Annotated in this window: 17 protein-coding genes; 8 read left to right on the forward strand and 9 right to left on the reverse strand. The window is 56.3% G+C overall.

The window, feature by feature from the left end; genetic code table 11:
• Position 1 precedes the first annotated feature (1 nt).
• The 9 genes from rapZ to QPL95_RS08985 form a co-directional block, all read right to left on the reverse strand.
• Positions 2-886: an RNase adapter RapZ gene (gene rapZ / locus QPL95_RS08945; protein WP_303290638.1), complete on the reverse strand. Its 885-nt coding sequence runs from the start codon at positions 884-886 to the stop codon at positions 2-4.
• A gap of 42 nt (positions 887-928) precedes the next feature.
• Positions 929-1399, reverse strand: a complete 471-nt coding sequence (ptsN, locus tag QPL95_RS08950; RefSeq protein WP_303290639.1) for a PTS IIA-like nitrogen regulatory protein PtsN — start codon at positions 1397-1399, stop codon at positions 929-931.
• Between the two features lie 101 nt (positions 1400-1500).
• The gene (gene hpf, locus QPL95_RS08955; protein ID WP_303290640.1) at positions 1501-1803 is read right to left on the reverse strand and encodes a ribosome hibernation promoting factor; all 303 of its coding nucleotides are present in this window, start codon (positions 1801-1803) and stop codon (positions 1501-1503) included.
• A gap of 73 nt (positions 1804-1876) precedes the next feature.
• Positions 1877-3409 carry an RNA polymerase factor sigma-54 gene (locus QPL95_RS08960; RefSeq protein ID WP_303290823.1) on the reverse strand — a complete coding sequence of 511 codons (1533 nt, stop codon included), beginning with the start codon at positions 3407-3409 and terminating at the stop codon, positions 1877-1879.
• A gap of 186 nt (positions 3410-3595) precedes the next feature.
• The gene (lptB, locus tag QPL95_RS08965) at positions 3596-4321 is read right to left on the reverse strand and encodes an LPS export ABC transporter ATP-binding protein (protein ID WP_303290641.1); all 726 of its coding nucleotides are present in this window, start codon (positions 4319-4321) and stop codon (positions 3596-3598) included.
• Positions 4299-4865: a lipopolysaccharide transport periplasmic protein LptA gene (gene lptA / locus QPL95_RS08970; protein ID WP_303290642.1), complete on the reverse strand. Its 567-nt coding sequence runs from the start codon at positions 4863-4865 to the stop codon at positions 4299-4301. The genes lptB and lptA overlap by 23 nt, the downstream gene beginning before the upstream one ends.
• Complete coding sequence (lptC, locus tag QPL95_RS08975) at positions 4849-5448, reverse strand: LPS export ABC transporter periplasmic protein LptC (protein ID WP_303290643.1); 600 nt, start codon at positions 5446-5448, stop codon at positions 4849-4851. The genes lptA and lptC overlap by 17 nt, the downstream gene beginning before the upstream one ends.
• On the reverse strand, positions 5445-6014 hold the full coding sequence (locus tag QPL95_RS08980; protein ID WP_303290644.1) for an HAD family hydrolase: 570 nt from the start codon (positions 6012-6014) through the stop codon (positions 5445-5447). Before QPL95_RS08980 ends, lptC begins: the two co-directional genes overlap by 4 nt.
• Complete coding sequence (locus QPL95_RS08985) at positions 6014-7003, reverse strand: KpsF/GutQ family sugar-phosphate isomerase (RefSeq protein WP_303290645.1); 990 nt, start codon at positions 7001-7003, stop codon at positions 6014-6016. Before QPL95_RS08985 ends, QPL95_RS08980 begins: the two co-directional genes overlap by 1 nt.
• Positions 7004-7210: 207 nt before the next feature.
• Between QPL95_RS08985 and QPL95_RS08990 the strand changes: the two genes are divergently transcribed.
• Genes QPL95_RS08990 through hisG form a run of 8 tightly spaced genes read left to right on the forward strand, consistent with a single transcriptional unit; the run spans position 7211 to position 12542 of the window.
• Positions 7211-8023 (forward strand): ABC transporter ATP-binding protein, encoded by an 813-nt coding sequence (locus QPL95_RS08990; protein ID WP_303290646.1) that lies wholly within the window; start codon positions 7211-7213, stop codon positions 8021-8023.
• Positions 8020-8802, forward strand: a complete 783-nt coding sequence (gene mlaE, locus QPL95_RS08995; RefSeq protein ID WP_303290647.1) for a lipid asymmetry maintenance ABC transporter permease subunit MlaE — start codon at positions 8020-8022, stop codon at positions 8800-8802. The genes QPL95_RS08990 and mlaE overlap by 4 nt, the downstream gene beginning before the upstream one ends.
• A 22-nt stretch (positions 8803-8824) precedes the next feature.
• Complete coding sequence (gene mlaD, locus QPL95_RS09000; RefSeq protein ID WP_303290648.1) at positions 8825-9274, forward strand: outer membrane lipid asymmetry maintenance protein MlaD; 450 nt, start codon at positions 8825-8827, stop codon at positions 9272-9274.
• A gap of 25 nt (positions 9275-9299) precedes the next feature.
• On the forward strand, positions 9300-9956 hold the full coding sequence (locus QPL95_RS09005; RefSeq protein WP_303290649.1) for a phospholipid-binding protein MlaC: 657 nt from the start codon (positions 9300-9302) through the stop codon (positions 9954-9956).
• Complete coding sequence (locus QPL95_RS09010) at positions 9953-10270, forward strand: lipid asymmetry maintenance protein MlaB (RefSeq protein ID WP_303290650.1); 318 nt, start codon at positions 9953-9955, stop codon at positions 10268-10270. Before QPL95_RS09005 ends, QPL95_RS09010 begins: the two co-directional genes overlap by 4 nt.
• Positions 10271-10330: 60 nt before the next feature.
• Positions 10331-10579 carry a BolA family protein gene (locus QPL95_RS09015; RefSeq protein WP_303290651.1) on the forward strand — a complete coding sequence of 83 codons (249 nt, stop codon included), beginning with the start codon at positions 10331-10333 and terminating at the stop codon, positions 10577-10579.
• A gap of 19 nt (positions 10580-10598) precedes the next feature.
• Positions 10599-11861, forward strand: coding sequence for a UDP-N-acetylglucosamine 1-carboxyvinyltransferase (murA, locus tag QPL95_RS09020; RefSeq protein ID WP_303290652.1), 1263 nt, complete (start codon positions 10599-10601; stop codon positions 11859-11861).
• A gap of 30 nt (positions 11862-11891) precedes the next feature.
• Complete coding sequence (gene hisG, locus QPL95_RS09025) at positions 11892-12542, forward strand: ATP phosphoribosyltransferase (RefSeq protein WP_303290653.1); 651 nt, start codon at positions 11892-11894, stop codon at positions 12540-12542.
• The last annotated feature ends 12 nt before the right edge of the window (positions 12543-12554 follow it).

Raw genomic sequence — 12554 nt, forward strand, 5'->3', positions numbered from 1 at the left:
ATCAGATCTCCCCCCGGGCCTGCAAGTGCGGCAGCTCGGTATGGCGCACCTGCACGTTGCGGTATTTATCCCGGAAATATTGCCTTAATTGCTCGCACACATACACCGAACGGTGTTGGCCGCCGGTGCAGCCGATGGAGATGGTCATATAGCTTCGGTTGCTGTCAGCAAACGATGGCAGCCAGGTGTCCAGAAACCGGGTGACGTCGTCCACCATCTGCCTTGATAAAGGTTCTCTTTCCAGAAAATCAATCACCGGCTGATCCGTGCCCGTGTACTTTCGCAAACTGGTGTCCCAGTAGGGATTGGGCAGGCAGCGCACATCAAAGACATAGTCGGAATCAACCGGCACACCGTGTTTGAAACCAAACGACTGGAACAGCAGGGCCAGTTCCTGGTCTTTCCGGCCCGCTACCCGTTGCTTGACCATGTCCCGCAGCTCATACATGGAAAGCCCGGTGGTATTGATGTAAAGGTCAGCCAGCTTGGACAGCGGCTCCAGGAGGGCTTTCTCACTGGCGATCGCTTCGCGCAGGGACGTGTTGTCGTCACTGAGCGGGTGCTTGCGCCGGGTCGCGTGGAAGCGCTGAAGCAGCGACTGCTCGTCTGCATCGAGATAGATGATTTCAACTTCGACGCCGGTGTTTTTCAGTTGATGGTAGATCGTCTCGAAATTGGCGAGTTCACCAGACAGGTTGCGGGCGTCAATGCTCACGGCCATCTTGCGCAGCCGGTTGGGGGCCTCCTGGGCGGTGGCTTCCTGGGTGAGTGGGAAGAGGAGGCCGATCGGGAGGTTGTCGATGCAATAGAATCCCAGGTCTTCAAGAACGTGCAACGCTGTACTTTTGCCCGAACCGGAACGACCGCTGACAATGATTAGCTTCATGTCTTTACTCCTCCCCCTGGTGTGCCTCTTCCAGTCGTGCTGTCAGTGGCTGCTCGCAGTCATCGCGCGGTAAAGCGTGTCGGCATCCTGGCATTGGCGCAACTGTTCGCAAAATGTGCTTTCGTTAAACTTTTCGGCAAGCTGGCTGAGTAATTCCAGGTGTTCGCTGGTCGCCTCTTTAGGCACGACAAGCGCGAAAACCAGGTCAACCGGCTGGTTATCAATGGCATCGAAGTCGATGGGCTCTGCCAGTGTCATCAGAACGCCAATGACCCTGTCGAGGCCGTCCAGGCGGCAGTGGGGGATGGCAATGCCTTCGCCGATGCCGGTGCTGCCCAGTCGTTCACGGGAAACGAGATTGTTGAAGATGTCTGTATCGCTCAGGGTTTCATCCTGATGGTGAATCTGTTCCGCGATGAACTCCAGAACACGCTTTTTACTGGACGCCGCAACACGGCATAGCGTGAGTTCCGGGGCCAGAATGTTGTCGATAGTCAGGGTTGGGTCGCTCATAGATCGACTTTATTTCCGTAAAAAAAAGGCTGCGGCCGGTATTACCTGCCGCAGCGCGTCTCATTGAAACACCCGGTCTGGTTCGCGCAGAATTGAGCGCGTTAACCGTTACCGTGCATCCGGTCTACTGTCTTTTCTTTATGCTTCAGGATCTGGCGGTCCAGCTTGTCCACCAGCGCATCGATTGCTGCGTACATATCCTCATTTTCGGCCTTTGCGTGAATCTCACCACCAATAACATGGAGGGTAGCTTCAGCCATCTGGCGAACTTTCTCAACTTCCAGCGTCACCTGACAGTTACTGATGTGGTCAAAATGCCGCTCAAGCTTATCAAACTTGGTGGTAACGTAATCCTTCAATGCGGGAGTCAGTTCTACGTGATGGCCTGAAATGTTGAGTTGCATAGGCGTCTCCTGTTGTCATCGAGCCGGCCGTGTGGCCGGACTGAGTACCGGTGCGTTCTGCCCCGGTGATAAATTAAACCAGTCGCTTTCGTTCGTTCGAGGGAGGTATATGCATGGCCTCCCTGTACTTGGCCACCGTTCGCCGGGCCACATTGATTCCCTGTTCTCCTAGCATGGCCGCAATCTTGCTGTCGCTCAATGGCTTTTTCGGAGTTTCTTCTGCAATCAGCTTTTTGATCATGGCACGAATGGCGGTGGAGGAGCATTCTCCACCTTCTGCGGTGCCTACATGGCTGGAGAAGAAGTACTTCAGCTCAAAAATACCCCGGGGGGTGTGCATGTATTTTTGCGTGGTGACCCGGGAGATGGTGGACTCGTGCATTTCAACCGCTTGAGCAATATCTGACAGGATCAGCGGTTTCATGGCTTCGTCACCGTGGTCAAGAAAACCTTGCTGGTACTCAACGATACGGGTGGCCACCTTCAGAAGGGTCTCGTTGCGGCTTTGCAGGCTTTTGATGAACCACTTGGCTTCTTGCAGCTGATCTCGCATGTAGGTGTTGTCAGCGCTGCTGTCCGCCCGACGGATCAGTGAGGCGTAGCTGGCGTTGACGCGAATCCGGGGAGCAATTTCGGGGTTGAGTTCCACTCGCCACCGGCCTTCATGTTTGCGCACGATAACATCCGGAATCACGTAGTCGGTTTCGGTGTTGTCTACGGAATCGCCGGGGCGGGGGTTCAGGCTGGTAATCAGCGACAGAACTTCTTTCAGCTGGTCTTCTTTCAGGCGACTCCGGCGCAGAAGCTGAGCGTAATCCCGGTTGCCCAACAAGTGCAGGAACTGGGTGACCACCAGCCGGGCCTGGCGCAACCAGGGGGTATCCGGTGGCAGTTGGTTCAGCTGGATCAGCAGGCATTCCTGAAGGTCCCGGGCGAATACGCCGGGTGGGTCGAAGTGTTGAAGGCGGTGCAGCACGGCTTCTACTTCATCCAGCTCCAGTGGATCTTCTTCTGATTCGTCCAGCAAGCCCGCGTGGATATCGTCGATGGGTGAGGTCAGGTAACCTCTTACGTCTACCGCATCCAGCAAGGCGTGAGCAATGGCCCTGTCCCGATCACTGAGGGGGGTCAGGTTGAGCTGCCACTCCAGGTGGTCTTGCAAGGTTTCGGTTGGAGAATTGCGGGTTTCGAAGTCGGAGTCGTTTTCGTCATCGCCCCTGCTTGCCGGCGCAGGGGCCGACTGATAGATGTCGTCCCAGGCCGTGTCGACCGGAAGATCCTCGGGTATGTTCTCTGGCATCTGGTTTTCAGAGGACCAGTCCGGGGCACTCTCAGATTCGTCCCAGTCGGTTGCAGGGCTGTCTGCTGAATGGTCTTCCTGTGAGGGTTCCGAGTCGTTCTGGCTGTTTTGGTCGCGGTCTTCGATTTCTGACGCTTCGGCGTGATCGTCGTCTTCCGATGTTTCCAGCATCGGATTGGATTCCAGTGCTTGCTGGATTTCCTGCTGAAGGTCCAGGGTAGAGAGCTGCAGTAGCCGGATGGCTTGCTGCAACTGGGGTGTCATGGTCAGGCTTTGGCCCATTTTAAGCTGTAATGAAGCTTTCATAACCATGGCTGAAAATCCATAACGTACCTGTATCCTGGTAAAAACCTTTGCCTGCGTGTTTAAAAAATTGTTGCGCGCTGGTTACTTGCGGCTGTGTAGCAACAATTTAAGCAAGTTCTTTGCCGAGTTTACTTGCTAGCGTTCAGCAACACAATCGGACCAGCGTAGGGGAAGATTGCTTGCGGCTTAAAGGTGGAATTCGTCGCCAAGGTACACTTCCTTGACCTGCTGGTTGGCCAGGATCGCTTCAGCATTGCCTGAGGCAATGATATGACCCCCGGAAACGATGTAGGCGTTCTCGCAAATGTCCAGGGTTTCCCGTACGTTGTGGTCGGTGATCAGTACGCCGATACCCTTGTCGCGAAGGTGTCGGATAATGTGTTTGATGTCGCTGACGGATATGGGGTCTACCCCGGCAAAGGGTTCGTCCAGCAGAATGAATGCGGGTTCCATGGCCAGTGCCCGGGCAATTTCAACCCGGCGCCGTTCGCCGCCCGACAACGCCATACCTACGCTGTCGCGAATATGGGTGATGTGAAACTCTTCCAGTAGCTCTTCCAGCTTTGCATCGCGGTCTGCCCTCGACAGGGACTTACGGGTTTCCAGAATGGCCATGATGTTGTCGCGCACGGTCAGTTTGCGGAACACCGACGCTTCCTGCGGCAGGTAACCGATGCCTTTTCTGGCACGCCCGTGCATGGGCAGGGGTGTGATGTCGTGGTTGTCGATGGTGATGCGACCGTGGTCTGCCGGCACCAGCCCCACAATCATGTAAAAGCAGGTGGTTTTACCCGCCCCGTTGGGCCCAAGAAGACCGACAATTTCACCTGAGCGTATCTCCAGTGATACGTCCAGAACCACTTTCTTCTGTTTATAGCTTTTTGCCAGATTACTGGCCCTGAGAACTGCCATCAGAACCTTTCCCGTTACTGGATTGACCTGAACTGCGAGGCTGGATCACCATTTCAACACGGCCTGAACCGTTTTCTGCAGAGCTGCCACCTTCAGCGGTGACCACGCGATTGACGGTGTTGTAGTGAATGACGTCGCCCCTGAAGATGTTGCCTTCTTGCTCTATAACAGCCTCCCGCTCAAAGGTGAGTCTGTTTTCTTCCGCTGACCAGGTAATGTTCAGTGCCCGGGCATTGGTGACGCCTTCACCTTCGCGAGCAGGTTGGCGGTAATGCGCGGGGCTGCCGCTGGCCTCTATCCGTCTCAAGCCTTCCGGGCTCCGGTACAGTACAACGCGTTCGGCGCTCAGCTGAACCTGCCCTTGCATCAATTCCACATCCCCGGAATAAATGGCCGTGCCTGCTGTGTCGTCCAGTCGGGCCGAATCGGCGCTTACTTTTATCGGCTCATCCGAGTCCAGGGTGAATGCGGATGCCGGCCCGGCCAATAGCAGAGCAACTGCCAATAGCAGCGGGCTGAAAAGTCGGTTACCTGATGGGTTCATATTGCCCTTCCACGCGGGAATTGAGTTCCAGTATGCGGTCGTCTATCCAGGCCTTCATGCCAGTCGCCTGAGTGGTTCCGTGCGGCTCCGACATCACGACGGGCTGGTCGGTGTACACCGTGCGCTCGGCATTGTTAAGTGTCAGTGCCTGGGTTTTCAGTGTGGCTTCAGAGCCTTGAAGCTGGCGGCTGACAACCACATTGCCGTTCAAATGAACGAGCTCGTTGTTTTGCTGCAGGCTACCTTTATCGGCTTCAATAATCCACGGCATCGGATCGCCTTCGCCGTAAAGGGTGGCCCGAGGTTGTTCCATGGCAGCCAGGTTGCGGCTGTCGAACTGTTCGATTCTCGGGCTCGTCATTCGTATCTTCGGGTTGCCCTGCTCATCCCAGGTGCGGTAATCCGCCTGCACGATAAAGCCGTCTGGTTCTGCCGGGCCTCGCAGCGCCTCGGCATCGCTCCGGGGGGGCGGGGTTTCGTCGCTCTGCCACATCAGAAATACCGTTGCGGCCAAGGTGCCCCCCAGTGCCAGCATTCTGGCCCAGGCTTTGCCGTTACCGGGGTTGAGCAGGCGGGCTATCATTTTTGAGCGTCCAGATAGGGGATGAGGGTGTCGTGCAGTCGACCCTGCGACCAGAGTAGGAGGTCGCAGACTTCCCGCACAGCGCCGCAGCCTCCGGCTGCCTGGGTGCAATAGTCAGCCTGTTGCTGAACCAGCCAGTATCCGTTGGGTACTGTAATGCCGAGACCGGCGAACTGCAGGGCTGGGAGGTCTGGAAGGTCGTCACCCATGTAGGCGATCTGGCCGGGCGAAATGGCCATGTTGGCGACCAGTTCCTGCAGCGCAACTTTCTTGTCTTCGCGGCCCTGCATCAGGTGGGTTATGCCGAGATCGTTCATGCGCTTTTCGGTAAGCGGAGAGCGCCTGCCGGTAATCACGGCCACGGTTATGCCGGCTTGCATCAGCTGTTTCAGCCCCAGGCCATCCAGAATATTGAAGGCTTTCAGTTCGTCGCCACTGGCGCTGAAGTAAAGCCGGCCGTCACTCATGATGCCGTCAACGTCAAAGGCGATCAGCTTGATGGCTCCGGCTTTGGCGAGAAGTTCCTCGCCCCAGTCTTTGCTGTGTGGTGGGGTGAGTTCTGACATCAGATGACTCCTGCCCGGAGCAAGTCGTGCATGTTGATGGCTCCGACCAGTTTGTCGTCGCCGTCGATAACCGGCAAGGCGTTGATTTTCAGTTCGTCCATCAGGTTCAGTGCTTCAGCGGCCAGGTGGTCCGCCTGGATGGTTTTACCGTTACGAGTCATGATCTGGCTGATGGTCGTGGTGTGCACATCAACGGGCTTGTCCAGCGTTCGGCGCAGGTCGCCATCGGTAAAGATGCCGGTCATTTCCCCTACAGCATTGACCACCGTGGTCATGCCCAGGCCTTTGCGGGTAATTTCCAGTAACGCATCGCTGAGGGTGGCACTTTCCATAACCTGAGGGATTTCATCCCCGGTGTGCATGATATCTGAAACCCGCAGCAGTAACCGCCGGCCAAGGCTGCCACCCGGGTGGGAGAATGCGAAATCTTCGGCACTGAATCCGCGAGCTTCCAGCAGGGCGACTGCCAGAGCGTCACCCATGACCAGCGTGGCGGTTGTGCTGGACGTGGGTGCCAGGCCCAGTGGGCAGGCTTCACTGGCGACGCTGACGTCAAGATTGGCCACGGCTTCCTTTGCCAGCACGGAGTCCGGGTTGCCCGTCATGCTGATCAGCGGGGCGCCCATCCGCTTGATCAGGGGCAGAATGGTGACCACTTCGCTGGTGCTGCCGCTGTTGGAAATAGCAATGACAACGTCCTGGGGGGTAATCATCCCGAGGTCGCCGTGGCTGGCCTCGCCGGGGTGCACGAAAAATGACGGCGTGCCGGTGCTGGCCAGAGTTGCTGCTATTTTATTGCCGATGTGGCCGGACTTGCCCATGCCCGTGACGACCACCCGGCCCTTGCAGGCCATGATGACCTCGCAGGCGCGAGTGAAGTCACCGTTGATGCGGTGTTCGAGTGCTTCGATGGCTTCCCGTTCAATCCGGATGGCCCGAACGGCTGAGCTGCGGTAATCCCGGGAATCTGAAGAGTTTGAGTCTGTCATCTCGGCTGGCTTATATGCTCGGTCGGTCTGGTTAACCCGGTCCCGCTGGGGGATCGGATGACTGTGGCGAGGAGTATATCATTTATAAGCGGCAGGGCTGCCAACGTTCAGGGAAACTGAACATTGCCATCAGGACATTTTAACGTCCTGTGATTGAGCTCTGCTTGCGCTTAACTTAATGTAGGCGCTCCTTGAAAAGGATGGATTATGGAGTCATCTGCATACATAACGCTGAAGGATGTGGTGTTTTCCCGCTCCGGCCGGCGCATTTTCGACGGTGTTACCCTGGATATCCCGGAAGGAAAAATCACCGCGATTATGGGGCCCAGTGGTACGGGAAAGACCACGCTGCTCCGGTTGATCGGCGGCCAGCTCAGGCCCGATTCCGGGCAGGTGACGGTGGCTGGTCATGAAGTTCCCAGGCTCAAGCGCAAGGATTTGTACCGGCTGCGGGAAAAGGTGGGCATGCTGTTCCAGAGTGGGGCGCTGTTCACGGACATCAGCGTTTACGAGAACGTAGCGTTTCCGTTGCGCGTACACACGGCGCTGCCGGAAGACATGATTCGCGATATCGTGCTCATGAAGCTGGAGGCGGTAGGCCTCCGGGGTGCCCGTGATTTGATGCCTTCGGAGCTCTCCGGCGGCATGACGCGTCGTGTGGCGCTAGCCCGCAGTATCGCGCTGGACCCTGAACTGATTATGTACGATGAGCCGTTTGCTGGTCAGGACCCGATCGCCATGGGGGTGCTCGTCAAACTGATTCGTGATCTCAACAGTTCGGTGGGGCTTACCAGCGTGCTGGTTTCCCACGATGTGCCGGAATCCCTGAGTATCTGTCATTACGCCTGTATTATTGCCGACGGCAAGGTGATCGGTGAGGGCACACCGGAAGAGCTGCGCGAACACCCCTCGGAGCAAGTGCAACAGTTCCTGAATGGCCAGCCTGATGGCCCGGTACCGTTTCATTACCCTGCCGCAGACCCGGGCGCGGACTTTGGTACCAATGGAGAGGCGTCATGATCGATCGTATTGCGTCGCTGGGCCGCAGTAGTCTTGAGGTGGTCGGCTCGCTGGGACGCGCAACACAGTTTCTGGCCGGCGTTCTGGCCGGAGTGCCAAAACCGGCGACCGGTTTTCCACTGCTGGTCAAGCAGGTCTATTCGGTGGGCGTGCTTTCGCTGGCCATCGTCGTGGTCTCCGGCTTGTTTATCGGTATGGTTCTGGGGCTTCAGGGCTATACCATTCTCAGTGATTACGGATCTGAGGCCGCGATTGGCCAGATGATAGCGCTGACTCTGGTGCGAGAGCTGGGTCCGGTGGTGACTGCCCTGCTGTTCGCGGGTCGAGCGGGTTCGGCGCTGACGGCAGAAATCGGCCTGATGAAAGCTACAGAACAGTTGTCGAGCATGGAAATGATGGGCGTTGACCCGCTGCGCAGGGTTATTGCCCCCAGGCTATGGGCAGGCTTTATCGCAATGCCCGTGCTCGCCATGATCTTTTCCGTGGTCGGTATTTGGGGAGGCATGCTGGTCGGTGTGGAATGGCTGGGTGTGTTTGAAGGTTCCTTCTGGGGCAACATGCAGTCGTCTGTGGATTTTGTCGACGACGTGCTGAACGGCTTTATCAAAAGCGTGGTATTCGGGTTTGTCTGCGCCTGGATTGCGGTTTACCAGGGCTATGACTGCGTGCCCACCTCGGCGGGCATCAGCTCTGCAACCACCAAAACGGTTGTGTACTCATCACTGGCAGTGCTCGGTCTCGATTTTGTACTGACCGCTGTTATGTTTGGCGATTTTTAATCAAGGATTCCGGGAGCCTGTTATGGCGCAGAGAACCACAGAAATTGTTGTAGGCTTTTTCATGATTGCCGGGTTGATCGCCTTGCTATTCCTGGCGTTGCAGGTCAGCGGGCTGTCACCGAAGGCGGCTACGGCCACCTATACGCTTTACGCGAATTTCAATGACACCGGTGGTCTGACCCCGAGAGGAAAGGTGTCGATGGCGGGTGTGACGGTCGGTACGATCGAGTCCATCAGTCTCGACAAGCAAACGTTCCAGGCCAGGGTGGCCATGTCTATTCATGCCGATGTGGACAACATTCCGTCGGACAGTGCTGCAGTAATACGTACATCCGGATTGCTGGGCGAGCAGTACATTGATATATCCATCGGTGGCGATATGGAATCGCTTAATGAGGGCGACACCTTCTATTCCACCCAGTCCGCCATGAATCTGGAACGGTTGATCAGCAATTTCGCTTCTGGCCGCTGACGCCGAGCTCTCACGGGAGAATGCAATGTTTGGTTTAACACAACGACTGTTTGCGGTTTTCGCGGTTTTTGTCCTGGCTGCAGGGCAGGCCCAGGCTGCCGGTGCTGAAGAAGATCTGAGGCAGTATGTGGATGAAAATACTCAAAAACTTGTCCAGAAACTGAATGAAGAAAAAGGTCTTTACGAAAAGGATCCGGAAGCTTTCTATACCAGCATGGATGAAGCCCTTGATGATTTTGTCGACTTTCGCCGCATAGCGGCCCGGGTGATGGGGCGTTATGCCCGGCAGACCTCTCCGGAGCAGCGTGATGAGTTTGTCGAGAAGTTCAAGCGCAGCCTGTTCGATAGCTACGCAAAAGCGTTGGTAACTGCGGATAACTTCGAGATTTCCGTATTGGAGGCCGTCATTCTGCCGGAAAATCAGGATCGGGCCTCCGTACAGCTGGAAGTGGTCAGCGCCGCTGGCAACCGCTATCCGGTGACCTATTCCATGTACAAAAACGGCGAAGGTCGTTGGTTGATGGAAAACGTCATCGTTGAGGGGGTCAATATTGGCCTCGCTTTCCGGGATCGTTTTGCCCAGGAGATGGAGGAAAGCCGCGGTCAGGTTCAGGTGGTTATTGATGGCTGGAGCGATGCGGTGAAATCGCTGAACCTTGAAGAGGATGTCGACCGTTCATGAAGAGCGCTTCCCCGACTGCCACTCTCGAAGGTGGGTCACTACGTGTGACAGGTGACGTTGATGCTGTCACAGTCATGCCGTTGCGCAAGCAGGGCGAGAAGCTGATCAACGAGGCGAAGGCCTCGTTGACGGTTGACCTTTCCGGGCTGGCCGCAGCCAACAGCGTTGTGCTTTCCATGTTGATGTGCTGGCAAAGGCTGGCCCTGTCTCAACAGCAGGCGCTCTCGTTCGAAGGCGCCAGTGACCGATTACGTTCTCTTGCTGCGCTCAGCAACCTGGAGCACCAACTCCCCGGATTTGCCAGACATAGCTGACCGGCGCCCGGGAATTGGTTACAATTCGGCTCCTGATTTCAATACAGCTGAGGATTTCCTATGGATGCCGCCCAGGTTACCGAACTTGTCAAAGAGGCCCTGCCCGGTTGCGAGGTTCAGGTACAGGTTGACGGCAACCACTATATGGTGGTTGCCGTGGGTGACGTATTTGAAGGCCTGCCTACCATCAAGCGGCAGCAGATGATCAACAAGGTACTGTTCCAGCACGTTATGGACGGCACCATTCACGCTCTTCACCCGAAAGCCTTCACTCCGAGCGAGTGGGCCGAGCGGCAGGCCAGCGCCTGAACAGAACAGGATAATAATCGTGGATAAACTTCTGATCAGGGGTCGTAAACCCCTTGACGGCGAAATTCGCATTTCCGGTGCAAAAAACGCAGCCTTGCCGATTCTGGCTGCTACGCTGCTGGCGGATGAGCCGGTCACCGTAGGCAACCTGCCGCACTTGAATGACGTGACCACCATGATCGAGCTGTTGGGCCGCATGGGTGTTGAATTGCTGATTGATGAAAAAATGAGTGTTGAAGTACACGCCAACACCATCGAGCACTTCCATGCGCCCTATGAACTGGTGAAAACCATGCGGGCCTCCATCCTGGTGCTTGGTCCGTTGGTCGCGCATTTTGGTGAGGCGGAAGTGTCGCTGCCGGGTGGCTGTGCCATTGGTACTCGTCCGGTCAACCTGCACATTCACGGTCTTGAACTGATGGGTGCGGAAATCAAGGTTGAGAATGGTTACATCAAAGCAAAAACCAATGGCCGCCTGAAAGGTGCGCACATCTTCATGGATACGGTGACGGTGACCGGTACCGAGAATCTGTTGATGGCGGCCACGCTGGCGGATGGTAAAACCATTCTGGAAAACGCTGCCCGTGAACCGGAAGTGGTCGACCTGGCGGAATGCCTGATTGCCATGGGCGCAGACATCAAGGGCCACGGCACGGCTACCATTGAAATTAACGGCGTGGAGCGCTTGCACGGTTGCCACTACAACGTGCTGCCTGATCGTATCGAGACTGGGACCTATCTGGTGGCTGCCGCTGCTACGGGCGGCCGGGTAAAGCTGAAGGATACTCGCGAAGATTTACTGGAAGCGGTTCTGCTCAAGCTGGAAGAGGCGGGTGCCCACATCACGACCGGCCCGGACTGGATTGAGCTGGACATGAAGGGTAAGCGCCCGAAGGCGGTGAATATCCGGACTGCTCCTTACCCTGCGTTCCCAACCGACATGCAGGCACAATTTGCCGCTATGAATGCCGTGGCGGAAGGCACCGGAACCATTGTCGAGACGGTGTTTGAAAACCGCTTCATGCACCTGCAGGAGCTGATCCGCATGGGCGCGGATATTACCCTGGAGGGCAACGCAGCGATCATCAAGGGTGTGGATCATCTGACCGGTGCACCGGTGATGGCGACGGACCTTCGTGCGTCTGCCAGCCTGGTTATTGCTGGCCTGGTTGCCGAGGGCGATACCATTGTTGACCGCATTTACCATATTGATCGCGGTTATGAGTGTATCGAAGAAAAACTGCAGCTGCTGGGCGGAAGTATTCGCCGCTTGCCGGCCTGATCAATCATCAACGGGAACCCGGAAAGACCCATGACAGATTCCATCACCATCGCCTTGTCGAAGGGACGAATCCTTGAAGAGACTCTGCCGCTGTTGGCTGAAGCCGGCATTGAATTGGTAGATGATGTGAAAAAGTCCCGCAAGCTGGTGTTCCCGACCACAGATCCGAACGTTCGGATTCTGATTATTCGTGCGACGGATGTGCCGACCTATGTTCAGTACGGGGCGGCGGATCTTGGGGTTACGGGCAAGGATGTTCTGATGGAACACGGCGGGGAAGGGTTGTATGAGCCGCTGGATCTGAATATATCCCGTTGCCGGCTAATGACGGCAGGCAAGAAGGGCGAGCAGCCCCCGACCGGGCGCATCCGGGTGGCGACGAAGTTCGTAAATCTTGCCAGGCGCTACTATGCATCACAGGGCCGGCAGGCGGATATCATCAAGCTGTATGGTGCGATGGAGCTGGCGCCGATTCTGGATCTGGCCGATGAGATCGTGGATATCGTTGATACCGGCAACACTCTTAAGGCGAATGGTTTGGAGCCTAGGGAGTTGATTGATTACATCAGTAGCCGGTTGGTGGTGAATCGGGCTTCTATGAAGATGAAGCATGGGCAGATTAATCCCATTATCGAGAAGATGGCGGTTGCCGTTGAGCGCCGGCGCTCTGCATCTGAGTAAGGCTTCCTTATA

It is taken from the genome of Marinobacter sp. SS5-14b (assembly GCF_030541005.1).
Taxonomy (GTDB): Bacteria; Pseudomonadota; Gammaproteobacteria; order Pseudomonadales; family Oleiphilaceae; genus Marinobacter.

Excerpts from the sequence above, each read along its gene's own strand:
- rapZ (WP_303290638.1), bottom strand. The coding sequence starts at position 886 with ATGAAGCTAATCATTGTCAGCGGTCGTTCCGGTTCGGGCAAAAGTACA.
- ptsN (WP_303290639.1), bottom strand. The coding sequence starts at position 1,399 with ATGAGCGACCCAACCCTGACTATCGACAACATTCTGGCCCCGGAACTC.
- hpf (WP_303290640.1), bottom strand. The coding sequence starts at position 1,803 with ATGCAACTCAACATTTCAGGCCATCACGTAGAACTGACTCCCGCATTG.
- QPL95_RS08960 (WP_303290823.1), bottom strand. The coding sequence starts at position 3,409 with ATGAAAGCTTCATTACAGCTTAAAATGGGCCAAAGCCTGACCATGACA.
- lptB (WP_303290641.1), bottom strand. The coding sequence starts at position 4,321 with ATGGCAGTTCTCAGGGCCAGTAATCTGGCAAAAAGCTATAAACAGAAG.
- lptA (WP_303290642.1), bottom strand. The coding sequence starts at position 4,865 with ATGAACCCATCAGGTAACCGACTTTTCAGCCCGCTGCTATTGGCAGTT.
- lptC (WP_303290643.1), bottom strand. The coding sequence starts at position 5,448 with ATGATAGCCCGCCTGCTCAACCCCGGTAACGGCAAAGCCTGGGCCAGA.
- QPL95_RS08980 (WP_303290644.1), bottom strand. The coding sequence starts at position 6,014 with ATGTCAGAACTCACCCCACCACACAGCAAAGACTGGGGCGAGGAACTT.
- QPL95_RS08985 (WP_303290645.1), bottom strand. The coding sequence starts at position 7,003 with ATGACAGACTCAAACTCTTCAGATTCCCGGGATTACCGCAGCTCAGCC.
- QPL95_RS08990 (WP_303290646.1), top strand. The coding sequence starts at position 7,211 with ATGGAGTCATCTGCATACATAACGCTGAAGGATGTGGTGTTTTCCCGC.
- mlaE (WP_303290647.1), top strand. The coding sequence starts at position 8,020 with ATGATCGATCGTATTGCGTCGCTGGGCCGCAGTAGTCTTGAGGTGGTC.
- mlaD (WP_303290648.1), top strand. The coding sequence starts at position 8,825 with ATGGCGCAGAGAACCACAGAAATTGTTGTAGGCTTTTTCATGATTGCC.
- QPL95_RS09005 (WP_303290649.1), top strand. The coding sequence starts at position 9,300 with ATGTTTGGTTTAACACAACGACTGTTTGCGGTTTTCGCGGTTTTTGTC.
- QPL95_RS09010 (WP_303290650.1), top strand. The coding sequence starts at position 9,953 with ATGAAGAGCGCTTCCCCGACTGCCACTCTCGAAGGTGGGTCACTACGT.
- QPL95_RS09015 (WP_303290651.1), top strand. The coding sequence starts at position 10,331 with ATGGATGCCGCCCAGGTTACCGAACTTGTCAAAGAGGCCCTGCCCGGT.
- hisG (WP_303290653.1), top strand. The coding sequence starts at position 11,892 with ATGACAGATTCCATCACCATCGCCTTGTCGAAGGGACGAATCCTTGAA.